The organism is Microvirga sp. KLBC 81 (genome assembly GCF_003075415.1).
Taxonomy (GTDB): domain Bacteria; phylum Pseudomonadota; class Alphaproteobacteria; order Rhizobiales; family Beijerinckiaceae; genus Microvirga.
In genome coordinates, this window is sequence record NZ_QDAH01000074.1 from 1 (window position 1) to 22076 (window position 22076).

Annotated in this window: 20 protein-coding genes and 3 pseudogenes; 7 read left to right on the plus strand and 16 right to left on the minus strand. The window is 60.8% G+C overall.

Annotated elements, in window-relative coordinates; all coding sequences use genetic code 11:
* The 10 genes and pseudogenes from DC522_RS36320 to DC522_RS26820 form a co-directional block, all read right to left on the minus strand.
* Window positions 1–146 (minus strand): annotated as a pseudogene (locus DC522_RS36320) (SMP-30/gluconolactonase/LRE family protein); the annotation flags it as partial.
* A 100-nt stretch (window positions 147–246) separates the two neighbouring features.
* Window positions 247–996, minus strand: a complete 750-nt coding sequence (locus DC522_RS26780) for a ribonuclease activity regulator RraA (RefSeq protein WP_116531637.1) — start codon at window positions 994–996, stop codon at window positions 247–249.
* Between the two features lie 65 nt (window positions 997–1061).
* Window positions 1062–2141 (minus strand): ABC transporter ATP-binding protein, encoded by a 1080-nt coding sequence (locus tag DC522_RS26785; protein ID WP_116531618.1) that lies wholly within the window; start codon window positions 2139–2141, stop codon window positions 1062–1064.
* A 27-nt stretch (window positions 2142–2168) separates the two neighbouring features.
* On the minus strand, window positions 2169–2987 hold the full coding sequence (locus DC522_RS26790) for an aldo/keto reductase (protein WP_116531619.1): 819 nt from the start codon (window positions 2985–2987) through the stop codon (window positions 2169–2171).
* Between the two features lie 10 nt (window positions 2988–2997).
* Window positions 2998–3894 (minus strand): carbohydrate ABC transporter permease, encoded by an 897-nt coding sequence (locus DC522_RS26795; RefSeq protein ID WP_245444574.1) that lies wholly within the window; start codon window positions 3892–3894, stop codon window positions 2998–3000.
* Window positions 3895–3908: 14 nt separating this feature from the next.
* Window positions 3909–4769: a carbohydrate ABC transporter permease gene (locus DC522_RS26800; RefSeq protein WP_116531621.1), complete on the minus strand. Its 861-nt coding sequence runs from the start codon at window positions 4767–4769 to the stop codon at window positions 3909–3911.
* A 77-nt stretch (window positions 4770–4846) separates the two neighbouring features.
* A complete protein-coding gene (locus DC522_RS26805) occupies window positions 4847–6064 on the minus strand; it encodes an ABC transporter substrate-binding protein (protein ID WP_116531622.1) in 1218 nt (405 codons plus the stop codon).
* 242 nt (window positions 6065–6306) lie between these two features.
* The gene (locus tag DC522_RS26810) at window positions 6307–7482 is read right to left on the minus strand and encodes an amidohydrolase/deacetylase family metallohydrolase (RefSeq protein ID WP_116531623.1); all 1176 of its coding nucleotides are present in this window, start codon (window positions 7480–7482) and stop codon (window positions 6307–6309) included.
* 60 nt (window positions 7483–7542) lie between these two features.
* Window positions 7543–8703, minus strand: coding sequence for a mandelate racemase/muconate lactonizing enzyme family protein (locus DC522_RS26815; protein ID WP_116531624.1), 1161 nt, complete (start codon window positions 8701–8703; stop codon window positions 7543–7545).
* 216 nt (window positions 8704–8919) lie between these two features.
* Window positions 8920–9351, minus strand: a complete 432-nt coding sequence (locus tag DC522_RS26820) for a VOC family protein (RefSeq protein ID WP_116531625.1) — start codon at window positions 9349–9351, stop codon at window positions 8920–8922.
* 188 nt (window positions 9352–9539) lie between these two features.
* Here DC522_RS26820 and DC522_RS26825 point away from each other — a divergent pair, with 188 nt between their 5' ends.
* Window positions 9540–10325, plus strand: coding sequence for an IclR family transcriptional regulator (locus tag DC522_RS26825; protein WP_116531626.1), 786 nt, complete (start codon window positions 9540–9542; stop codon window positions 10323–10325).
* 16 nt (window positions 10326–10341) lie between these two features.
* Entirely contained in the window at window positions 10342–11538 is a 1197-nt protein-coding gene (locus DC522_RS26830; protein WP_116531627.1) for a mandelate racemase/muconate lactonizing enzyme family protein, read from the plus strand.
* A gap of 39 nt (window positions 11539–11577) precedes the next feature.
* On the opposite strand, the gene DC522_RS34400 is transcribed toward DC522_RS26830, so the two are convergent.
* From DC522_RS34400 to DC522_RS26850, 5 genes are all read right to left on the minus strand, one after another.
* Window positions 11578–11859 (minus strand): hypothetical protein, encoded by a 282-nt coding sequence (locus DC522_RS34400; protein ID WP_133239378.1) that lies wholly within the window; start codon window positions 11857–11859, stop codon window positions 11578–11580.
* A gap of 38 nt (window positions 11860–11897) precedes the next feature.
* Entirely contained in the window at window positions 11898–12950 is a 1053-nt protein-coding gene (locus DC522_RS26835) for an ABC transporter ATP-binding protein (RefSeq protein WP_116531628.1), read from the minus strand.
* A 57-nt stretch (window positions 12951–13007) separates the two neighbouring features.
* A complete protein-coding gene (locus DC522_RS26840) occupies window positions 13008–13859 on the minus strand; it encodes a carbohydrate ABC transporter permease (RefSeq protein WP_116531629.1) in 852 nt (283 codons plus the stop codon).
* Complete coding sequence (locus DC522_RS26845) at window positions 13852–14727, minus strand: carbohydrate ABC transporter permease (protein ID WP_245444576.1); 876 nt, start codon at window positions 14725–14727, stop codon at window positions 13852–13854. Before DC522_RS26845 ends, DC522_RS26840 begins: the two co-directional genes overlap by 8 nt.
* Before the next feature lie 127 nt (window positions 14728–14854).
* A complete protein-coding gene (locus DC522_RS26850) occupies window positions 14855–16126 on the minus strand; it encodes an ABC transporter substrate-binding protein (RefSeq protein WP_116531631.1) in 1272 nt (423 codons plus the stop codon).
* A 195-nt stretch (window positions 16127–16321) separates the two neighbouring features.
* Here DC522_RS26850 and DC522_RS26855 point away from each other — a divergent pair, with 195 nt between their 5' ends.
* From DC522_RS26855 to DC522_RS26875, 5 genes and pseudogenes are all read left to right on the plus strand, one after another.
* On the plus strand, window positions 16322–17566 hold the full coding sequence (locus DC522_RS26855; RefSeq protein ID WP_116531632.1) for an ROK family transcriptional regulator: 1245 nt from the start codon (window positions 16322–16324) through the stop codon (window positions 17564–17566).
* A gap of 29 nt (window positions 17567–17595) precedes the next feature.
* Window positions 17596–18693 carry a Gfo/Idh/MocA family protein gene (locus tag DC522_RS26860; RefSeq protein ID WP_116531633.1) on the plus strand — a complete coding sequence of 366 codons (1098 nt, stop codon included), beginning with the start codon at window positions 17596–17598 and terminating at the stop codon, window positions 18691–18693.
* A gap of 30 nt (window positions 18694–18723) precedes the next feature.
* Complete coding sequence (locus DC522_RS26865) at window positions 18724–19365, plus strand: ThuA domain-containing protein (RefSeq protein ID WP_116531634.1); 642 nt, start codon at window positions 18724–18726, stop codon at window positions 19363–19365.
* Between the two features lie 184 nt (window positions 19366–19549).
* Window positions 19550–19905 (plus strand): annotated as a pseudogene (locus tag DC522_RS26870) (transposase); the annotation flags it as partial.
* 44 nt (window positions 19906–19949) lie between these two features.
* A pseudogene (locus DC522_RS26875) lies at window positions 19950–20270 on the plus strand (integrase core domain-containing protein); the annotation flags it as partial.
* A gap of 62 nt (window positions 20271–20332) precedes the next feature.
* On the opposite strand, the gene pgi reads toward DC522_RS26875, so the two are convergent.
* A complete protein-coding gene (gene pgi, locus DC522_RS26880) occupies window positions 20333–21976 on the minus strand; it encodes a glucose-6-phosphate isomerase (protein WP_116531636.1) in 1644 nt (547 codons plus the stop codon).
* Between the last annotated feature and the right edge of the window lie 100 nt (window positions 21977–22076).

Here is a 22076-nt window from a genome sequence, read left to right on the forward strand (position 1 = left end):
TCGCTCCAGACGAGATAGCGGCCAGCCGGGAAATAGGCGGGGCCTTCCGCCCAACGGCAGCCTTCCGCGAGCTTCTCAAGCCGAGCGGTCGGATTCACGAGCCGTTGAAAACGCTCGTCCAGCGTAACAGCCACATCGCTGATCATCGTAGTCCCCCGATTGCGAACGGCTTCACGACATGTCTTTGCGGACGGGACAGGCATCCGATCGAGAGCCGCCCTTCCCGGCGTGAAAGACCGGCGGTGCTCATGTGTGGGCAAATCCATTCTGGGCGTTGCGCCACGCGATGTATTCCTCTTGCACCTCTTCAGTCAGCGGATAGTACTTCCGCAAGTCGCCACCCTGGGACAGGCGATAGCGGGCGAACTCCTCCCATTCGGCATGCTCGCTTGCCACCTCGATGAGCTTCGGCGCAAGCGCGACAGGGATGACCACGACGCCGTCGTCATCAGCGACGACGATGTCTCCTGGCATGACCAGGACGTTGCCGCAGGCGATCGGAACATTGACCGCGAATGGGATCAGGTTCGTTTGGGCATGATAGTTCGGCGTCACGCCTCTCACCCAGATTCCGAGATCCAATTCCTTGGCCTTGGCAGAGTCCCGGATGCAGCCATCGACCACCACGCCGGCCCCGCCTCTGCCGGCGAAGAACGTCAGCATCATCTCCCCGAAGATGCCGCTCGCCATATCCCCGCGCGCGTCGACGATCACCATGTCACCCGCCTGGGCCGGGTAGAGCACGTGCCGGTGCAGCTGCAGTTCGGGATTTTCGTATTCGTTGGTCCCGTAGAGATCCTCGCGCTTGGGCATGCATTGCAAGGTCAGCGCAGGGCCGGCAACGGACTTCCCTTGCTTGAGTGGTAGCGGACCACGGATCTGCGGGTCACGAATTCCCATCAGGCTGAGCTCGCTGCTCGCAGTGGCTGTTCCGATCTTCGCCAGCGCGTCCGAAAGCTCGCGCGGAGGCCGCACAATATCTTTGATCTGAGGGATGGGTTGCACTCTGAAATCCTCACGTTGGGATGTGATTGACGATGAGCTGAAGGCCGGTCATGTCGTCATGACGCCAGCCTGCTCGCAAAAGGCTCGATCCGCTGGCCGCTATGGCTGTCGAAGATATGGATGCGTTCGAGATCAGGCGCGATGGAGACGCGATCCCCCGGCGACAGCGCAACGCGTTCGCGGAACAGCGCCACAACATGCTGCCCGGCGAGGCGCAGCGCCACATGGGTTTCCGCGCCTGTCGGCTCAACGGTCGTCACCTGGGCCGGCAAACCTTGCGGGTCGAGAACCACTTGCTCCGGCCTGATGCCGATGGTGACGTCCCTGCCCTCGAGGTCATGGCCTGTAACCGGTAGGGAAATCGCCGCATCATCTCCAATCCGGAACTTGCCGCCTCTGACCTTGCCCGTGATCACGTTCATGGCCGGTGAGCCAATGAACTGCGCTACGAACAGGTTGGCCGGTTTGTCATAGAGTTCGAGAGGAGCGCCGATCTGCTCGACAATGCCGTCGTGCATGACGACGATCTTGTCCGCCATGGTCATCGCCTCGATCTGATCGTGCGTGACATAGACGGTGGTCGTCCCAAGCCTCTGATGGTTGTGCTTGATCTCCGACCGCATCTGCACGCGCAGCTTGGCATCAAGGTTGGAGAGCGGTTCGTCGAACAGAAAGACCTTGGGATTGCGCACCATCGCGCGGCCCATCGCCACGCGCTGCCGCTGGCCGCCCGACAATTGCCGCGGATAGCGATCGAGGTAGTTCTCGAGGGCCAGCATGCGAGCCGCCTGCAGAACCCGCGTACGGATCTCCTCCTTAGGTCGTCCCGCGAGCTTCAGCGAGAAGCCCATATTCGCTTCCACCGTCATGTGCGGATAGAGCGCGTAGCTCTGGAAGACCATCGCGATGTCGCGCTCCTTCGGCGGCAGCGCATTGATAATGCGGTCGTCGATTGCGATCGCGCCCGAGGATATGTCCTCAAGGCCCGCGATCATGCGCAGAAGCGTCGACTTCCCGCAACCGGACGGGCCGACAAGGACGACGAACTCACCGTCCTTGATGTCAACCGAGACGCCGTGCAGCACCGGCACTGCCCCATAGGTCTTGCGCACGTTTCTGACGGATACCGTACCCATGATGTCTCCTCCCAGTCCGGCTCGAAACTAATCATCCCACCGCGGCGATTTGGCCGGATTGATGCGCCGTTCGCCACGGTTGAGGGCCCGGATCCGCCCAATCTCGTCGTCGGAGAGGCGCACACCGACGGATCGCATGTTCTCACGCAGGTTGACGGCATTCGAGGAAGCCGGAATGACGGCATGGCCTTCTGCCATCAGGAAAGCGAGGGCGATTGCAGCCGGGGTGACTCCATGACGCTCTGCAATGCCGGACAACACAGGATCGGATCTCACATCCCCTTGTGCGAGAGGCTGGTATGCCGTGAGAGGAAGGTCGATCGAGCGTGCATAGTTCGATAGTTGTGGCGCCTGCAGGTAAGGATGAATTTCCACTTGGTTGGTGACGATTGCCCCTTCCCCGAGAAGTGCCCGTGTCTGCTCCAACAATGCGATCGGGAAGTTCGAGACCCCGATGAAGCGGGTATGACCGAGATCTTGCGCCCTCTTGAGCTCGGTCATGTAGTGTTCGAAGGGCACCGCATCGTTCTGAGATGGCCAGTGGATGAGAAGCAGATCGACATGGTCGAGGCCGAGTGCCTCCAAGCTCTTTTCGACACTTGGCATGAAGCTCGCCTTGTCGAGCTTCGTGTCGGCAACCTTCGTCGTGATGAAGACCTGTCCCCTGGGCAGCCCGGACCGGCGAAAGGCTTCGCCGACAAGCTCCTCGGTATTGTAGCTCTGAGCCGTATCGATATGCCTGTAGCCGATCTCGAAGGCCGCCAAGATGCTTGCCATCCCGGCATCTCCGGTTCTTCCGAACGTCCCGAGACCGATGGCCGGAATGGGGTTTGCAATGCTTGTCATGGGTTGCTGCTCATCCTTTGGTGGCGCCGGCGGTCAGGCCGCCCACGAACAGGCGCTGCATCGACAGAAACAAAAGCGCGATCGGCAGCGTCATGACCACGGATGCCGCCATGACCGCGCCCCAATCCGTGTTGAACTCCGTCGAGAACTCCGCCAGCCCGATCGGCAGCGTCTTGACCGAAGAGTCGCTGGCGAAGCACAGCGCGAAGATGAACTCGTTCCAGGTGGTCACGAACGAGTACACCACCACCGCCACGATCCCAGGCGTCGACAGAGGAAGCGTGATGCGGAACAGCACGCCCACGCGGGAGGCGCCGTCAATGATCGCCGCCTCGTCGAGTTCGACCGGGATCGCCTTGAAGTAGCTGGTCAGCATCCATACCGAGAGCGGCAGCGTGATGATCATGTAGACCAGGATCAGCCCCCAGTAGGTGTTCACCAGCCCCAACACGCGCAGCGTCACGAACAGCGGCACGATGATGGCCGCGGTGGGCAGCAGCTGACCGACGAGCACGAAGGCCTGGAAGAGCGGCTTGCCCTTGAAGTCGAACCGGGCGAACCCGTAGGACGCAAACACGGCCAGACACAGCGCCAGCCCGGTGGATCCGACCGAGATGATCACGCTGTTGAGGAAGTAGCGCGGGATGTTCGATTCAAAGAGAACCTTGTGGTAGTTGTCCCAAGTGGGCGCCGCCGGCCACCAGATCGGGGGAACGGTATAGAGCTCGCGCAGGGTCTTGATGGACGAGATGCTCATCCACCAGAAGGGAAAGAGGCAGATCACCACCAGCAGGATGCAGCCGATGACGATGAAGGGGGTGCCAAGCCCGGTGCGTTCCAGCTTGCCGGCCTTCTTCCCGGACGACGGCGTGTTTTCCGCTGCAGCGGCCTGCTTGGGCGGCAGCACGTGAGCATTCGTGGTCATCGCGCCTCTCCCGGGGCTGCGGCGAGTGCCTTGATGTAGAAGAACACGATCAGAATCGCGACGGCGAAGAACATCACGGACAAGGCCGCGGCTTGGTTGAACTGCACGTTCTCGAATGCGATGCGGAAAATCTGGATCGGTGTAATCAGGGTGCTGTTGGCCGGGCCGCCGCGGGTGATGGCATAGATGATGGTGATGGAGTTGAGCCCCCAGATCACCAGAAGCAGCGTCACCGCAACCAGGACCGGCCGCACCTGCGGCAGCATGATGTGGCGCACCTCTTCCCAGAAGTTGGCGCCGTCGACGCGCGCGGCCTCATAGAGCTCCTTGGGAATAGACTGGAGGCCGGCCAGCACCATGACGGCGACGAAGGGGAAAAGCTTCCAGACATTGATGGCGATGAGCACCGGCATGACGGTGTCACGGTTGGTGAGCCACCCGATGGGTTGCTCGATCAGGCCGGGCGCGGTCATCATGTAGTTGATGATGCCGAACTCGGTGTGGAACATCCACGCAAATGTGGTGGCCGCCACGATGCTGGGGATGACCCAGGGAATGAGGGCGATCGAGCGCACGACGGAGCGTCCTGGAAAGCGCTGATTGAGCAGGATCGCGGTCGCGGTCCCGAGCAGGACCTGGAAGACGATGGAGCCGCCGACCCAGTAGAGCGTATTCCAGAAGGCCTGGGGCGTGGTGCGGGAGCGGAGAACGGTGGCGAAGTTCTTGACGCCGACGAAATTGGACTGGCTGTCAGTGACGCTGAGCAGACCCGTATAGGCGACAGGATACGCAATCAGCATCGCCAGGACCACCAATGCAGGCAAAATGAACCAATAGCCTGTCGATTGACGAGACATGAGACCGTCCTCGGATAGCAGAAGGGAGTTTCCAGCGGCGTCACGCCGCTGGATCCTGGAGCTCGGGCTCGTGAGAACTACTCGTCGAGCAGGGACTGGATATCGTCGGCCGCGTTGTCCATGGCCTCCTGCGGCTCCTCCTTGCCGAGCATGATGCCTTGGATGTTGTTGAAGTAGGCCTGCGTGATCTGGACCCAGTTCTTATGGCTTGGTGCAGGACGTCCATAAGGCAGCATTGCCTTGAAGCCTGCAAGAATCGGATCATCGAAACGAGGCAGCTTCATCGACGAAATGCGAGCCGGGAACGTATCCGTGAAATAGCCCTGGTTCTCCGACGTGTTCAGGAACTGGATGAACTTCTTTGCCTCTGCCGGATTCTTCGCGCTCTTCGGGACGATGAAGCTCCAGCCGCCCAGAATAGCTGCCGTATCCTTGCCGTTCGGATGGGGAATTTGCATCACGCCAATGTCGATCTTCGGATTTTCCTTTTTGATCGAAGCAAGGTCGAACTGACCAGCCTGGTACATCGATACCTTCTCAGCGATGAAGAGACGCCGATTGGCGATGCCGTCATTCTCCAGCGTCGATGATGGAGAGATCTTCTTCTTGTAGAAGTCCGTATAGAACTTCACCGCTTCAACAGCCTCGGGCTTGTTGACGAGGGCCGCCTTGGCATCCTTCGAGATGATGTCTCCGCCATTCATCCAGATGAAGGGCAGCGAACGGAAGATCGTGTTGCCAACTTCGCCGCCACCCGTGATCGCAAAGCCGAACCGTCCCTCACGGGTCAGAGCGGTCGCGGCTTTCACGAACTCGTCCCAGGTCTGCGGCGGCTTCTCAGGGTCGAGCCCCGCTCCCTTGAAATGGCCCTTGTTGTAGATCACCGCGAGCGTTTCGATGCGGTAGGGGATCGCCCAGAGCTTCCCATTCCAGGTTACGTAGTCGAGCGCGGCGGGAACATAATCGCTCCGGTCCTGCAGCGTGTCATCGAGCGGGATAACGAGGTTGTTCTGGGCGTAGCCGTTCACCCACCCGTGCTGCACCTCGATGATATCCGGCGCAGCACCCGATTGCAGCGTGGTCAGCACGCGCTGTGGCAACCCATCGGACGTCGTCACCTCGATCTTGATCTTGGTGTCCGGGTTCGCCTTCATGAACTTGTCGGCCAGGTCACGGGCCCGCGCCTCACCCCAATTGGGCGTCCACCACACCACGTCACCGGCAAGGCAGCTGCCGGCCGAGAGCGCCAGCATGGAAGCTGCCAGAAGAACAACGGAACGCTTCGATTTTTTCATTCTCACTCCTCCCTTAAGAACCCACTCTGCATCATTCTGCGGATGCGGCGGCGAACTGGATGGTCCAGCTGATTGGTTTCTCGTTGTGTTCATATTTGAACAAGGCCAATTCAATTTACCTAAAGTTATGGGCCAAGTGCGATGGATGTCAACCAATTATCTTGGGTTACTTCACCGCTAGGGCATCAGAGAGACCGCGAATACTGCCGATCAACGCAATCTCGGCGTTCCCTGCCCTTTGCCTATGAGTATGTCCGGCCCTCAGCCCGCCCGTCATCGAACGTGTTGACGATCCGTCCTTTACACAGCGTCAGCGTGCACTCCAGTGTGGTTGTCGCCTCCCTGCTTGCGCCGAGAGAGTCGTAGACCTGGACGGGATCGTGCCGAACGTGGAACACGGCAAGATCTGCCTCCCTTCCAAGCTCAATCCTGCCAAGGTCCGGTCGCCCGAGAATGTCGGCCGCGGAGCATGTCGTCAGCCTGAGCACTTGCTCCAGGGAGAAGCCAAGCGATATGAACTTGGCCATGACGTGCGGAAGATCTTTGACGACGCCGTTGATGTTGTGCGCGTGAATATCCGTGCTGATGGCATCCGGAAGCAGGCCCTGTTCGATGGCGGCCCTTGCAACCTCGAACGAGAAGCTCGCGCCGCCATGCCCCACATCCATCTTGACGCCACGGGCGATCGCCTCGCGCACCGACGGCCGCAGGCGCATGCGCTCGTCGAGGACGCACCCACCGACCGACGGATTGTAGACATGGGTCAGAATATCGCCGGCCTTGAGATAAGGAAGAACTTCATCGATCGTCGGCGGAGCGGCTCCGATATGGATCATCAGCGGCACTTCGAGAAGGTCCGCCGCTTCCCGCGCAAGCGGCAGCACGATAGGACCGTTTGCGCCACAGGCGTTATTGCTGGCCCGCAGCTTCAGGCCTGCGATGACGGATCCGAATTCCGCTTTGATGCGTCGCAGCTCGCGAAGATCGGCGAACCGCCAATCGAACAGCTCGCCGACGTCGATGCTCAAATTGCCGGCCTGGGTGAGACCAATATAGGACAGGTTGATGAAGGGAATGATCCGCAGCCGGCTCGGCTTGATCACGTGATGGAAGAACCCTTCGAAGGTTGCCGCTCCGCTAGAGCCGCAATCGACCCACGTTGTCACGCCACTGCGGGGACCAACCTTGTCGGCATTCACGCCGAGCAAAGTGCCACCCCAATAGGCATGGGTGTGCAGATCGACCAGGCCCGGCACGACGAGAGCACCAGTCGCATCGATAACGTGGTGTCCGTTGGCATCGATATAGGGAGCAAGACCTACTATCTTGCCGTTCGCTATCGCGACATCCACGATCTCGTCGCGCCCGGAAGAGGGATCGAGAAGGCGCCCATTCTTTATCAGCAACCTCTCACTCATCACAGCCCTCGGAGGCTTACCGTTTCATCAACAGCCCAGGCCTTTTAGAAGTCCCGATCCTCAAAACGTCTTTGCACCGGTGGCAATTCCGCGCGTGTTGATGGTCCCATCGAATAGCGGCACGTCATGGTCTTCATATGGAAACCGCGCGCATGCGTCCTCGATCAGCTCGACACCGAGGCCGGGAGCCGTCGGCGCGAGAATGTATCCATCCTCGAACTGCAGGGTCTCGCGCACCAGCTCCTTGCGCCATGGAACGTCCACAGAGACCGTCTCGAAGACCGAGAAGTTCGGGATCGCGACCGACATATGGAGTGTCATGGCATTCATGACGGGCCCCACCGGATTATGCGGCGCGACGGGGATCAGATGGCTGTGCGCCAGATGCGCGATCCGTTTCGTCTCGCCGAGGCCGCCCGCATGGGAGACATCCGGCTGAAGGATATCGACGGCCTTTTTGTTCAGGGCCTCGATGAACCGGGAAGGCTCGAACCAGCGCTCGCCGGCTGCGATCGGAACTGGACTGTTGGCACGGACTTCGGCCAGGGCATCGATGCTTTCCGGCGGCGTCGGCTCCTCAATCCAAGTCAGGTCGTAACGCTCGAGAGCCTTGCACATGGCGATGGCCGTGGGGACATTCAGCCGGCCATGAACGTCGAGCATCAGGTTGATATCGGGTCCGACGGCATCACGCACCGCCTCCACGATCTCGATCGTCGTGCGGCGCTGTTGCCGGTCCATTTCCAGGTCGGCGGCACCAAACGGGTCCCACTTGAGGGCCCGATATCCCATGGCAACGGCATTGCGGGCGTTGGCTGCGTATTGCTCAGGCGTCTCGGATCCGAAGAACCAGTGGTTGGCATAGCATGCCACCCGGTCTCGGAACTTGCCGCCCAGCAGCTCGAAGACTGGTACGCCAAGCGCCTTGCCCTTGATGTCCAGCAGCGCTGCCTCGATTGCCCCGAGAGCCGTGCGAAAGACCGCGCCCGTGCGCCAGTAGCTGTCCCGATGGAGCTGTTCGATGATTGCATCCACGGCAAACGGGTCGCGCCCGATCAGCACACGCTCCAGCTCTTCAAGGGCCGCGACAACGGTTTTCGTCTTCCACTCCAGCGTCGCCTCGCCGATCCCCTCCAAGCCCTCGTCAGTATAGAGCTTGACGAACACGAAGTTCGTCCGTGAGACGTTTGCGATGAACACCTTCTGCGCCACGATTTTCATCTAAGTTCCCTCCGGCTCGATCAGCCGCGCGTTTCCTGATGCCAGTTATGATTGTGTTCTGCGGAGACATTTCGCCGGCTGATCCGAAACAATCAGCCCGCCACATGGTGTCCCAAAAGACGGTCAGCCGAGGAGCAGGACCAGCCAATTCCGCAGCCGAACATTCAAGCGAAATGCCCCTCAAGCCGCCCAGTGGGCGACGTTGGCCGAGTTATCCTATGCCTGTTTCAGCCGCTGGATGGCTGCCGCCTGCATGCTGTCCGACCCTATCTGCATGAGCTCGATCCGGTGACCATCAGGATCCTCGATCCAGGCCTGCCAGTTACCGTCGGCCCCCAAGGTCTTGGGACGGATTAAGGGGACGCCGCTCGCCTCGAGCTCACGCACTGCCTCATCGATGTCGGGAACAGAAAGGCACATGTGGTTATAGCCGACAGCCTCGCGGTCGGCGGCACGTTCGCCCTCACCCTCCGGGAACACTTCCAGGAACTGGTCGTCCGTTATTCGAAGGTAGACGAGCCATAACCGTCCGTCGCGGTCTAGGCGCATCATTTCCGCGAAGCCGAGCTTGTTCGTGTAGAAATCGAGCGTGCGCGCGATGTCCTTTACGCGGATGGCGACATGGGCGATTGACGAGACCGTCAGCATGACAGCGCCACCCTCGCCGATACGCCTCGCACCCGGATCCTGAATGCAGCTCCGCTCTTCAGCTTCATGTTCCGCGTCCTCCCTCGTAGGCCCGGCTGGGCACTTATTTGTTCAAATATGAACTTTGAAAGTTCAAATATGTATGGTAATGGTCGATCTATACTTGTCAATAGCAGACCGGAAGAACGATGAGCGACATCGCGCAGGACGCAGAAAACAAACATACGATCCCTGCCATCGATCGCATGATGGAGGTTCTGGAGGCCCTTGAGCACAGCAACGGCACCGCCCTGACGATCCGGGAGTTGACCGATCGTCTCGACCTGCCCCGAACGGCCGTCTACCGCATCCTCAACACCCTGCAGCGCCATGAGATCGTGCACCGGGACAAGGCAGGGGCCTACAGTCTCGGCCGGAGGCTGTTGACCTTGGCGTCTCACGTTGCGTCTCGGGCAAGCGACTTCGATATCGCGGCATTCAGTCAGCCTTTCCTGGATAGGCTCTCGGCCGACTTGGGCGAGGGCGTCAAGCTGAGCGTCATCGACGAAGAAGGGATCATCGTGGTGGCCGCCTCGCAAGGGCGGCGGGAATACGCGCTCACGGTGAAGCCGGGCCAGCGCATGCCGGTCCACGCGAGTGCGGCTAGCAAGCTTCTGCTTTCACATGTCGAGCCGCAGGACCTGGACCAGTGGCTAGCCGATCCGCTCCCCGCCTATACCAGCAAGACCATCACCGATCCGAAGCGTCTTCGCGCCGAACTGGCGCGGATCAAGCGTCTTGGCTGGGCACAGGACAAAGGTGAAAGCGCCCCCAGCATTTATGCCTTCGCGGCTCCGGTCTTTTTCAAGACCGGCAGGCTGGCGGCTGCCGTCAGCGTGCCCTTCTTGGCGGGCGCGGAGCCGAGCCGCATGGAGGAGATTCGCATGGCCGCCATCGATACCGGGCGCGCCATTTCGGATGCCATGCCGACCTAGCCCCGAGGAAAAGTGAATGAAGATCGTTGATCTCAAGTGCGCCATCATCGGCAAGAGCCCGGTCGTGCGGATCGTCACGGACGAAGGTATCTCGGGCTATGCCCAGGCCGAGACATGGAAACATTACCTGAAGCCGCACATCCTTGCTTTGCGCGAGGCGCTGATCGGCGAGGATCCCACTCTCGTCGAGCGGGTCATGCTCAAGATCAGGCAGCGTGGGGGGTTCAAGCCATGGGGAGCGGCGGTCAGCGCCGTTGAGATGGCGCTGTGGGACTTGGCCGGCAAGGCCGCAGGCCTGCCCGTTCACAAGCTGCTCGGCGGCAAGGTCCGCGACAAGGTGCGTGTTTACAATGGCTCGATCCGCTTCCCTCTCGCGGGCCACAGACCGGAAGATTATGCGGACGACATACGTAAGATGATGGCACTCCCTGAGGGGTTCACCATCTTCAAGCAGCCCATCGGCTTTCATTCCCCGATGAAGCGGGAGGTTCCGAACTTCTATTATGGCGAACCGAACGCCAGCCCTTTCCATGGCGCTCTCGACCGTGGCCCTGTGACGGAGAAGGGGCTCCGCCACCTGGTGGACTGCGTCGCCGCCATGAAGGAGGTGACGGGAAACAATGTGGGCTTGGCGCTCGATTGCGGTCCCGGCTGGATGCTTGGCGATGCCATTCGACTCGCCAGGATGCTTGAGCCATTCAACCTCCTCTGGATCGAAGACGTGCTGTCGGGCGACTATACGCCCTGGGTCAATGCGGGCGTCTATCGCGAGCTGACCCGCGCCTCCGTCACCCCGATTCACACAGGGGAGCAGATCTATCTGCGGCAGAACTTCAAGGAGCTCATCCAAACGAATGCGGTGCATGTGATCGGGCCAGACCCCGCCGATGTCGGGGGCATTGCCGAGCTGAAATGGGTTGCCGAATTCGCCGACCTGCATGGCATCACAATCGCCCCTCATGGCACCGCGAACGGCCTTCTCGGTCTCGCGGCCCTGATCCAGGTGAGCGCAACGCTTCCCGGCAACTTCATCGCCTTTGAGTACACAACCGCGGATCCGTCATGGTGGAGCGAAATCGTGGAAGGGCTCCCCAACCCCATCGTTCAGAACGGCATGATCGAGGTTCCCAACAGGCCGGGCATGGGAGTCGAGCTCATCCCTGAGCGGGCGAAGGAATATCTGTCTGAAGACGACTGGGCTTTCTTCTCATAAGCGCCTCATCAGCCATTCCTCGCGGCCTCCGGCAGGGCCTCATCGCTCAAGAACGGAGTAGCCGCTATAACCGTGCGGGTTGGCCCGCTCTCTCCGGATCAGCTCCTCCACAGGCACCGTCAAATTGCTGGAGAAGGATACACCGATTGTCGTTCGGGGTTGGATCAGGCGGCATTCGCGATTTCGGTTACCTCGGCCCGGACCTGGATTGCCCGAACGCGGCAAGGCGATGATCGACGGCGCTGGTGTTGGCAAGGCGCCCCCCAAGGCAAACATCGGCGGATTATCGACAACTTTTGCCAGCGTCAGATCTTCACGCAAGCGTCAGCCCCATTGCCTTAATAGAGAGTGCTGTAAGCCTAGTTGATGCGTTTGCCGGTTTCTGTGTCGAAGAGGTGCACGAGCAAGGGATCGGGTGCGATATGGATGATCTCGCCGGGTCGGGCGCTGATGCGCTCGCGGAACACGCAGGTGATCTCGCGCCCCCCCGCTCTCGCGACCACCTGCGTCTCCGAGCCGGTGGGCTCGACCACAGCCACCTCGACTGGAATGCCGTCCTGCCGGAGCTGGAAGTGCTCGGGCCGGATGCCGTAATAGGCCGGCCGTCCGACGGAAGCCGCCGGCGCGTTCTGGACCGGAAGCATCAGGTCGCCCATCGCAAAGCCGGAAGACGCGACATGGCCTTCCAGAATGTTCATGGCCGGAGAGCCTATGAATTGGGCCACGAACAGGTTCGTCGGTCTGTCGTAGAGCTCGAGTGGGGCACCGATCTGCTCGACGATGCCGTCGTGCATCACCACAATCTTGTCGGCCATGGTCATAGCCTCGATCTGATCATGCGTCACGTAGATGGTGGTCGTCTTCAATCGCTGGTGCAGCGCCTTGATCTCGCCGCGCATCGAGACGCGCAGCTTGGCATCGAGGTTGGAGAGCGGCTCGTCGAACAGGAAGACCTGCGGATCGCGCACGATGGCGCGGCCCATGGCGACGCGCTGGCGCTGCCCGCCCGAGAGCTGGCGTGGATACCGGTCGAGGAGCTTGGTGAGGCCAAGGATTTCGGCCGCACGGTTGACCTTGGTGGCGATCTCGCTCTTGGGTGCATTCTTCAGCATGAGCGAGAAGGCCATGTTGGCTGCCACCGTCATGTGCGGATAGAGCGCGTAATTCTGGAACACCATGGCGATGTCGCGGTCCTTAGGGGCCATGTTGTTGACCACTCGCGATCCGATGCGGATCTCGCCGCCGGTGATGTTTTCCAACCCCGCCACCATGCGCAGCAGCGTGGATTTTCCGCAGCCCGAGGGTCCAACCAGGATGACGAACTCCCCGTCGTGGATATCGACCGATACGCCATGGATCACTTGCGCGGACCCATACGCCTTCTTCACATTCCGGATTTCGACAGGCGCCATATCAATGTCTTCCTTGGTTATGGCCGTTGATGCAACGAGCCCAAGATATGCCTATCCTCATCCCTTGACCGACCCCGCCATCAATCCTGCAACGATATGTCTTTGTGCCGCGAAAAACATGATGATCGCCGGCAGGATCGTGAGCGTGATGAACGCCAGGATGAGGTTCCAGTCCGTAGAATACTCGCCCTGATAGACCATGATCCCAAGGGGCCACGGATAGAGCGTATCGCGGTTCAGTACGACAAGCGGGAGAAGGTAGTTATTCCAACTGTGGACGAAGACGATGACAGCCACCGTCGCGAGGATGGGTCGCGACAACGGCAGGATCACATACCAGAAGAACCGGAAGTAGCCGCAGCCGTCGATCACGGCCGCTTCGAAGAGGTCCTTCGGCATCTGCCGGAAGGAGTTGCGGAACAGGAGGATGCTCATCGCCAGGCCGAAGGCGACCTGGGGCAGCACCACGCCCCAGTAGGTATCGAGAAGACCGAGATCACGGATCTTGATGAAGAGCGGCAGGATCGCGGTAGCTGCCGGGAACATCAGCCCGAGGAGGAGGTAGTTCAGGAGGAAGGTCGCGCCGAAGAAGCGGACATGCACGAACACGAATGCAGCCATCGCGGAAGCAGCAACGGTCAGGATGACCGTGAGCACCGCGATAATCAGAGAGTTCCCCATCAACTGCCAGTAACGGCCGCTCGCAAGGATCTCCCAGTAGTTCATCCATTCCCACTGGCTGGGCAACCCGAATGGATTGACCCTCAAGTCGCCGAGCGACTTGAACCCACCCAGGGCCGTGGTCAGTAACGGGATCAGCACGCCCCCGGCGACAATAAAGAGAATGGCGTACCGAAGGACCGGAGCGATGGTGACCGGCGTATCGTAGCGGGCAGCGGAGCTAGTCATGGCGCATGAGGACCCGTTTGTAGCCGAAGGCGAAGACGACGCAGATCAGGAACAGAACTACACCAACCGCACTGCCGAAGCCGATCCTCATCCTGGTGACGCCGTAGGTGTAGAGGTAGGTCACCATGGTCTGGGTGCTGTCCGAGGGACCGCCCTTGGTCAGGGGCATAATGAGGTCAAAGAGCTGGATCGATCCGAGAATGGCGAAGAAGACGGAGAGGCGAATCGTCGACCCGAGGAGCGGCACCGTGATCCGCCTGAAGATCTGCCAGCCTGTCGCGCCGTCAATATGCGCGGCCTCGTACAGGCTGCGGTCGATCTGCTGGAGTCCTGCGATGTACAGCATCATGTGGAAGCCGAAGTACTTCCAGACCACGACCACCATGATGGCATAGATAGCGAGATCGGGTTCGGCGAGGATGTGGGGCGGCGTGGCCCCGAACAGCTCCCACAGCTTCGCGAGAAGGCCGTACTCGCCGTCATAGACGAAGCGCCAGATGAGACCGGCGGCAACCTCTGCCAGGATGTAGGGCAGGAAGAAGATGAGCCGGAAGGTCGCCGTCCCCCGCACACGGTCTGCGAGGAGGACAGCCATCGCCAACGCGAGCGGAAGTTGGATTGCCAGCGACACCACAACGATGAGCAGATTGTTCGTCAGCGCGATGCGAAACGCGCGGTTCGCGAACAGGAGTTCGAAGTTCCGCCATCCGACGAATTCCGTCGGCGATCCATACCCATTCCAGTTGTAGAAGCTGTACCAGGCGGCCTCTCCCATCGGCAGCGCGACGAAGAGCGTAAAAAGGAACAGCGCCGGCGGCAGGAACAGCAGCACGACGGCCGTAGACCCGCCTACGCCCGTCGAGGGCATACGCAGCCATGACGGTGCCTGGAAGACAGTCCTGGTCGCCCCACCCGTGACGCTCGTAGCCATCGTTCCCTCCCTGAGCATTCGACAGGGAAGAGCGGCCCCGGCCGCTCTTCCGGGATTGGCTATGTTACTGGGCGAGTTCCCAGGCCTGCTGGACCGACTCGGCCGCTTCTACCGGTTTCATCCGTCCGGCGGCAAGATCGGCCGAGATGTCATTGACCACGGCGCCCACCGATGGGCCGAGGGCCTGATCGTAGAAGATCTGATGATACTTGGACTTGGCCACGTTCTCTGCAAGCTGGCGCAGGATTGGATGCTTGATTGCCTCCTGCGTGCCGACCACAATGGGGATGTAGAAGCCACGTTCGGCAGCCTGCCGCTGGTTCTCCGCCTCTGAGAAGAACTTCAGGAAGTCGGCCGCCTCCTTCGGCGATCCTTTTGTCACCAGCCAGCCGTTCAGGCCACCCAGGGTGTCGCCCGGATCACCCTTGCCTCCTGAGACAGTCGGGAAGGGGAACCAGCCGAGCTTGTCGTCTGGAATGCCCACCTTGTCGGCCGAGTTGGCCTTCATGCTGCCGAGAAGGCCGTTCAGCATGAGCATCATGGCGCCCTTGCCGTCGCCGAACTGGCCTGCCGATTGAGGATAGGTCGCCCCAAGGAAGCCTGGCTGGAAGGGCTTGAGGTCCGCCAGCTGCTTGAACAGCTCGCCGGCCCGGACGAAGGTCGCGTCGGCGAAGCCCTTGCCCTCGCCGCGCAGGGCAGCCTCGAAGGCCTCCTTGCCGCCAATCCGAATGGCCAGGTGCGACCAGTAGAAATGCACCGGCCACTTGTCGGCTCCGCCCGTGATGAGCGGCGTGATCCCGGCTGCCTGGAACTTCTTCACCGCACCAAGCAGGTCATCCCAGGTCTTGACCGAGGATGCGTCCACACCTGCTTTCGCGAAAAGATCCTTGTTATAGAAGAAGCCCACCTGGGAAGTGTGCATCGGCACGCCGTAGATCTTGTCATTGATGGTGTAGGCCTGGACCGCCACTGGAACGAAGCGGGCCTTCCAGGACTGGTCCATAACGGGCGTCAGGTCTTCAATGACGCCTGCCTTGACCTGGTCGCGCAGGACGCCTCCACCCCAGCTATAGATAATGTTCGGTCGATCCGACGATTGCAGAAGCGTAGTCAGCTTCTTCTTGTAGGCCTCGTTTTCCAGATACTGGATGTCCACTTTCACGCCCGGATGGGAGGCCTCATACCGCCGGGCGATGTCGTTCCAGAACCCGCTGATCTGCTGGTTCTGCTCGACATGGAGCATCCTGACGGTAATGTCGGCGAGCGCCGCAGTCATTCCGCTGCATGAGGCCGTGATCGCGCACGCAGCCGCAAGCATCAGCTTTTTATAGCTCATTGCTGTTCTCCTCGGTGTTTCCTCTGCCGGGCTTTTCGCCCTTTTATTTTGGGTAGCAAATTAAAACGTGAACGGCACACAGGGGACTGTCAAGCAGATTTTCAAGCAAGCTTAGGGCTTGCAGGGTCACACGGATCATTGACATGTCGCAATGGGCACTAATAAATACGGTATCCGCATTAAAAAGGAATGCCCATGCCGGCGGACGGTGCCGCAAAGACAGCCGATCCCGAGTTGATGCGGGCGATCAATCGCTTCCTTGTCATGGACGCCATCCGCCGCTCCGGCTCGATCTCGCGCGTGGAGATTTCGGAGCAGACGGAACTCAGCCCCACGACCGTCTCAGCGATCACGGCGGCCCTCCTCGAGGACGGCCTGATCGTCCCGCGCCAAGTCGCTCCCACCCCTGACCAGGTGCGCGGACGGCCGCGCATCATGCTCGAGCTTAATCCGGCGGCGGCATCAGTCTGCGGTGCGAAGCTCTCTCCTAATAAGATCACTATCGCGGTCACCAACTTCCAGGCAGACGTCCTCAGCACGGTATCGATTCCAATCAGAGTTGATCGCCAACCTGCCTCGGTCATTCTGGATCTTGTGGAGGACGGCGTCCGGTCCTGCATCGAGGCAGCGGGCCTGCTGGTTGAGAATATCAACAGTCTCTGCCTTGGAGTGCCAGGAATCGTTGAACGTGCCTCCGGCATCTGCCGTTACAGCCCAATCTTTTCCGAACGCGATCTCAAGCTCGGTGTCGACCTCCAGGAGCGCCTGAATGTGCCGACGTCAGTCGACAGCGACGTCAACCTGATCACCCTCGCTGAGCAATGGTTCGGCCACGGTCGAGATCTCAGTGACTTTCTGGTTGTTTCCATCGAGCACACGATCGGACTCGGCATTGTTCACGGTGGCGAGCTTTTTCGCGGGGCGAATGGACTCAGCCCGGATTTGGGTGATCTGATCGTGTCACCGAATGGCAGCATCGGGAATGGGTCCCGCCCAGGGCGCCTCGCCGGGATCGCATCCACCACCGCGATCCTATCCGCAGCGGCCGATCTTGCCCGCGGAACGCCGCAAGAAAAACTCCTTCGCGGGACGCGTGGCATGGAGCATGCCGTTTCGCTCGCCCAAGCCGGCGACGGGCGGATTTCGAAGATCTTCGAAGAGGCCGGGCGTGCCCTGGGGATTGCTATCGCAAACCTGATCACCCTGTTCGCGCCGCCAAAGGTCATTCTCGCCGGGTCGGCCCTCCAGGCAGGGGATCTCCTCCTCAAGCCCTTGCGTGATGCGGTTCAGGCCGCAACGCCTGAGACGATCGCCGGTGTCACCGAAATTGTGGTTCATGAGTCCAACGACGACACCTGGGCTCGAGGCGCCGCCGCCTTGACCCTGCGCGATCTCTACGGCGCACCTTGGGGGACGACCGGACCTGCCAAGAAACGCTAGCGCCATCGGCAAAGACAAAGGGAGAAAACATGGAACGCTTGGGCATCGGCATCATCGGGTGCGGGAATATCAGCGAGGCCTACCTCAAGGCAGCATCATACTTTCCGATCCTTGACATTAAGGGGATCGCCGACATCCGGCCAGAGGCGGCCGAAGCGCGTGCATCCCAGTTTGGGCTCCGGGCGATGTCGGTAGACGAGATGCTTGTCGATCCGTCCATCCAGATCGTGGTCAACCTCACGACCCCTGCCGCCCACGTGGAGGTCGGCCTGCGGGCGCTTGCAGCCGGCAAGCACGTTCACTCGGAAAAGCCTCTCGGACTCACGACGGCCGAGGCGCGCCCACTCCTCCGAATGGCCAAGGAGCGAGGGCTACGCGTCGGCTGTGCGCCTGATACGTTCCTCGGTGGATCGCACCAAACCTGCCGCAAGCTCATCGACGAGGGAGCGATCGGCCGTCCTTTGGCGGGCAGCGCCTTCTTCATGTGCCCCGGCCATGAACGCTGGCATCCTAATCCTGCCTTCTACTACGCCAAAGGCGGTGGGCCGATGCTGGACATGGGACCTTACTACATCACGGCTCTTGTGAACCTGATTGGCCCTGTTGCCAGAGTGGCGGGCATTGCATCCCGCGCCAGGTCCGAGCGCGAGATCACCAGCGAGCCGTTGAAGGGCACGCTGATCCCCGTGGAGGTGGCAACGCACGTTGCAGGGACGCTTGAGTTCGTCTCCGGGGCAGTCGTCTCGATCGCGATGAGCTTCGATGTGCCCCGACACCGCCACAGACCGATCGAGCTGTACGGGACGGAGGGCAGCCTCAGCGTGCCCGATCCCAACCGCTTCTTCGGCGCCATCGAGCTTGCCACCGCGGCAAAGGATTGGACGGAACAGCCGACCGAGCATCCATACGCGAGCGGGAACTACCGGATCATTGGCGTCGCCGACATGGCCCATGCCATCCGATCCGGACGTCCCCACCGTGCGTCCGGCGAGCTCGCCTTCCATGCGCTCGAGGTCATGGAGGCATTCCAGGTGTCCTCGGATCGAGGAACGCACGTCACCATCGAATCGCGACCCGAACGGCCGACCATGCTGCCGACGACGCTTCAGTTCGGCTTGCTGGACTAGAAACCAAACGGAAAAGTGGGAGGTAAGAGAATGCGCGAGGCACTGATTGTATGGGGTGGCTGGAGCGGGCACGAGCCGGAACAGTGCGCCTCCATCATCGCCGGTATGCTCGAGGAGGAGGGCTTCAAGGTCTATGTTGAGAACTCGACCGAGGCTTTCGCAGATCCCGGTCTGTCCGATATGAGCTTGGTCGTTCCGATCTACACCATGTCGAAAATCGAAAAGGAGGAGCTGAGCAATCTCACGGCGGCTGTCCGCAGCGGCGTCGGCCTGGCTGGCTACCATGGCGGCATGTGCGACGCCTTCCGTGAGGCTGTCGAGTACCAGTTCATGTGCGGTGGCCAATGGGTCGCCCATCCCGGCAACATCGTCGACTATCGCGTGAACATCACCCGACCTGACGATCCGATCATGGAGGGGATCCGGGACTTCGACTACCATTCCGAGCAGTACTACATGCACGTTGACCCTTCGAACGAGGTGTTGGCCACGACGACGTTCTCCGGCGAGCATGCCTACTGGACCAAGGATGTGGTCATGCCGGTTGTGTGGAAGCGACGCTATGGAGAGGGGCGGGTCTTTTACAGCTCCCTCGGCCATGTGGCGAAGGAGTTCGAGGTGCCGCAAATGCGTACTATCCTCAAGCGCGGCATGCTCTGGGCTGCGCGTTGAATACCGAGCTCGAAGAGAGGAGATAACGCTCGGCGCCGGCAACAACTCACGACATCCTAACCGGCTCCCGGCGCTGCCAAGCACTACAACCAAGAATCCTACCGAATTTCTGCTCAGGGTCGAGGCTGTGTCAAAACGCGGGATCTGGTAGTCTGGTGCGGTTGAATGGACTGGAGGGATCGCGATGAAGCGGTTTGTCCAAGGCCAGGAGCGCAGCCAAGGAACCCTGTTCCCCGCCTGCCTCGACGAGTACGTCAGCGACGACAATCCGGTGCGGGGATCGACGCTTTTGTCGAGGAACTCGACCTGGCCGCGCTGGGCTTCCACGGAGTTGTTCCGCAGGCGACAGGCCGCCCGGCCTATCATCCGGCGGCCCTGCTCAAGATTTATCTCTACGGTTATCTCAACCGCATCCCGTCCAGCCGCAGCCTCGAGCAGGAGACCGGCCGCAACCTCGAGCTAATGTGGTTGACCGGCCAACTCCAGCCGGATCACAAGGCCATCGCCCGCTTCCGCAAGGACGACGGCATCCAGTTCCGGCTGCCCCGCGCTATGCTGATGGCCCGACCGCCCGCTACGTCACGCACATGTTCGACATGCGCTGCCGCGAGAACGGCATCGAGCACCGCTTCACCCAGACCAACCATCCCTGGACGAACGGACAGGTCGAGAGGATGAACCGCACCCTCAAGGACGCGACGGTCAAACGCTACCACTACGACAGCCATGACCTGCTGCGGCCGCACCTCGATGACTTCATCTCAGCCTACAACTTCGGCCGGCGTCTGAAGACCCTGAAGGGCCTCACCCCCTACGAGTACATCTGCAAGATCTGGACAGCCGAGCCAAAACACTTCAGGCTCAATCCAATCCACCACATGCCGGGAACACCTAGCTGGGCTTGAATACTAGCTGCCCTGACAGCCCGGCGAATGGAGCGAGCAATCAGCGCTTCGCTGATGGGATACTATTCGTTTCGCAATCGTTTGATATGGTTGATCAGGCCGTTTGTCGAACTGTCGTGACTAGTCCCCGTTCCATTGCTCCGGAGTTCCGGCAGGATCCGTGATGCGAGTTCCTTGCCGAGTTCGACACCCCATTGGTCGAAGCTGTTGATCCCCCAGATGACGCCTTGAACGAAAATCTTGTGCTCATAGAGCGCGATCAGGGAGCCGAGCCTGTGCGGCGTCAGCTTCCGGTAAAGGATCGATGTCGTCGGCCGGTCGCCCTCGAACACCCGGTGAGGCACGAGTGCTTCCAGGGCCTCACCCGATAGGCCCCGTTTCTGCAACTCGGCCCTAACTTCGCTCTCGGTCTTGCCGAAGGCGAGAGCTTCGGTCTGGGCCAGGAAGTTGGCGAGAAGCTTCTCGTGATGGTCTCCTAATGGCGTTTGACTCTCCACAGCAGCGAGAAAGTCTGCCGGAATCAGCTCCGTGCCCTGATGGAGGAGCTGGAAAAAGGCGTGCTGGCCGTTCGTGCCCGGCTCACCCCAGATAATCGGACCCGTGGCATAATCCACCCGTCTGCCGTCCCGGCGCACGGACTTGCCGTTGCTCTCCATGTCCCCCTGCTGGAAGTAGGCGGCGAAGCGATGCAGGTGCTGATCGTACGGCAGCAGGGCCAGGGTCGAAGCGCCCAAGAAGTTGCGATACCAGATACCGAGCAGCCCCATGATCACCGGCATGTTCTGCTCGAGCGGGGCGCTGCGGAAGTGCTGGTCCATTGCATGGGCGCCCTCCAGCAACTCGATGAAGCGCTCGAACCCGACAGCCAGGACAATTGGCAGGCCAACAGCGGACCACAGGCTGTAGCGTCCTCCGACCCAGTCCCAAAACTCGAACATGTTGGCCGTGTCGATGCCGAAACGCGCCACCTCGGGGGCATTGGTCGAGACGGCGACAAAGTGCCTGGCGACCGCATCCTCGCCCAGGGCGCCGGTCAGCCATGCCCGGGCGCTTGCGGCATTCGTCATCGTTTCCTGGGTCGTGAAGGTCTTCGAGGCGACGATGAAGAGGGTATGCGCGGGATCGAGGCGGGCGAGCGTATGGGTGAGATGCGCCGCATCGACATTCGACACGAAGTGGGCGCGCAGGTCCGGCTGCTGGTAGGGCCTCAGTGCCTCGCAGACCATGAAGGGACCGAGATCTGAGCCGCCGATGCCGATATTGACGATGTCCGTGATGGTCTCGCCCGTGGCTCCGCGCCAATCGCCACTCCTGATGCGCTCGGAGAAGAGCCGCATCTTCTCCAGGACAGCTTCGATGCCCGGCATGACGTCGACCCCATCAACCAGAATCGGCCGGTTGGAGCGATTACGCAGAGCCACATGGAGAACGGCCCGGTTCTCAGTGGTGTTGATCTTCTCCCCCGTGAACATCCTGTCGCGCCAGCCTTCCACATCCGAGGCCCGCGCCAGATCGAGGAGAAGGCCCATGGTTTCAGCCGTAATCCTATGCTTGGAATAGTCCAGCAGAAGATCCCCGAGCTTGATCGAGAAGCGGGCGAAGCGCTCTGGATCCTGAGCAAACAGGTCGCGCAGGTGCAGGGAGCGAATGGCAGCAGAATGGGTCTGAAGGGCCTGCCTGGCCGGTGAGGCGGTGAGCGTCGTCATAAAGCCCTCCCCTCCTTATGATCCAGCGTCGCCCGAGCCAGATCGGTGATCCGGCCCCAGTCGCCCTGGCGGATGGCATCCCGTGGCGCCAACCATGATC

Bases quoted from the DNA above. Each gene is read 5' to 3' on its own strand.
- DC522_RS26785 (WP_116531618.1), bottom strand. From the start codon at position 2,141: ATGGGTACGGTATCCGTCAGAAACGTGCGCAAGACCTATGGGGCAGTG.
- DC522_RS26790 (WP_116531619.1), bottom strand. From the start codon at position 2,987: ATGACAAGCATTGCAAACCCCATTCCGGCCATCGGTCTCGGGACGTTC.
- DC522_RS26800 (WP_116531621.1), bottom strand. From the start codon at position 4,769: ATGTCTCGTCAATCGACAGGCTATTGGTTCATTTTGCCTGCATTGGTG.
- DC522_RS26805 (WP_116531622.1), bottom strand. From the start codon at position 6,064: ATGAAAAAATCGAAGCGTTCCGTTGTTCTTCTGGCAGCTTCCATGCTG.
- DC522_RS26810 (WP_116531623.1), bottom strand. From the start codon at position 7,482: ATGAGTGAGAGGTTGCTGATAAAGAATGGGCGCCTTCTCGATCCCTCT.
- DC522_RS26815 (WP_116531624.1), bottom strand. From the start codon at position 8,703: ATGAAAATCGTGGCGCAGAAGGTGTTCATCGCAAACGTCTCACGGACG.
- DC522_RS26820 (WP_116531625.1), bottom strand. From the start codon at position 9,351: ATGCTGACGGTCTCGTCAATCGCCCATGTCGCCATCCGCGTAAAGGAC.
- DC522_RS26825 (WP_116531626.1), top strand. From the start codon at position 9,540: ATGAGCGACATCGCGCAGGACGCAGAAAACAAACATACGATCCCTGCC.
- DC522_RS26830 (WP_116531627.1), top strand. From the start codon at position 10,342: ATGAAGATCGTTGATCTCAAGTGCGCCATCATCGGCAAGAGCCCGGTC.
- DC522_RS26835 (WP_116531628.1), bottom strand. From the start codon at position 12,950: ATGGCGCCTGTCGAAATCCGGAATGTGAAGAAGGCGTATGGGTCCGCG.
- DC522_RS26840 (WP_116531629.1), bottom strand. From the start codon at position 13,859: ATGACTAGCTCCGCTGCCCGCTACGATACGCCGGTCACCATCGCTCCG.
- DC522_RS26845 (WP_245444576.1), bottom strand. From the start codon at position 14,727: ATGCCCTCGACGGGCGTAGGCGGGTCTACGGCCGTCGTGCTGCTGTTC.
- DC522_RS26850 (WP_116531631.1), bottom strand. From the start codon at position 16,126: ATGAGCTATAAAAAGCTGATGCTTGCGGCTGCGTGCGCGATCACGGCC.
- DC522_RS26855 (WP_116531632.1), top strand. From the start codon at position 16,322: ATGCCGGCGGACGGTGCCGCAAAGACAGCCGATCCCGAGTTGATGCGG.
- DC522_RS26860 (WP_116531633.1), top strand. From the start codon at position 17,596: ATGGAACGCTTGGGCATCGGCATCATCGGGTGCGGGAATATCAGCGAG.
- DC522_RS26865 (WP_116531634.1), top strand. From the start codon at position 18,724: ATGCGCGAGGCACTGATTGTATGGGGTGGCTGGAGCGGGCACGAGCCG.
- pgi (WP_116531636.1), bottom strand. From the start codon at position 21,976: ATGACGACGCTCACCGCCTCACCGGCCAGGCAGGCCCTTCAGACCCAT.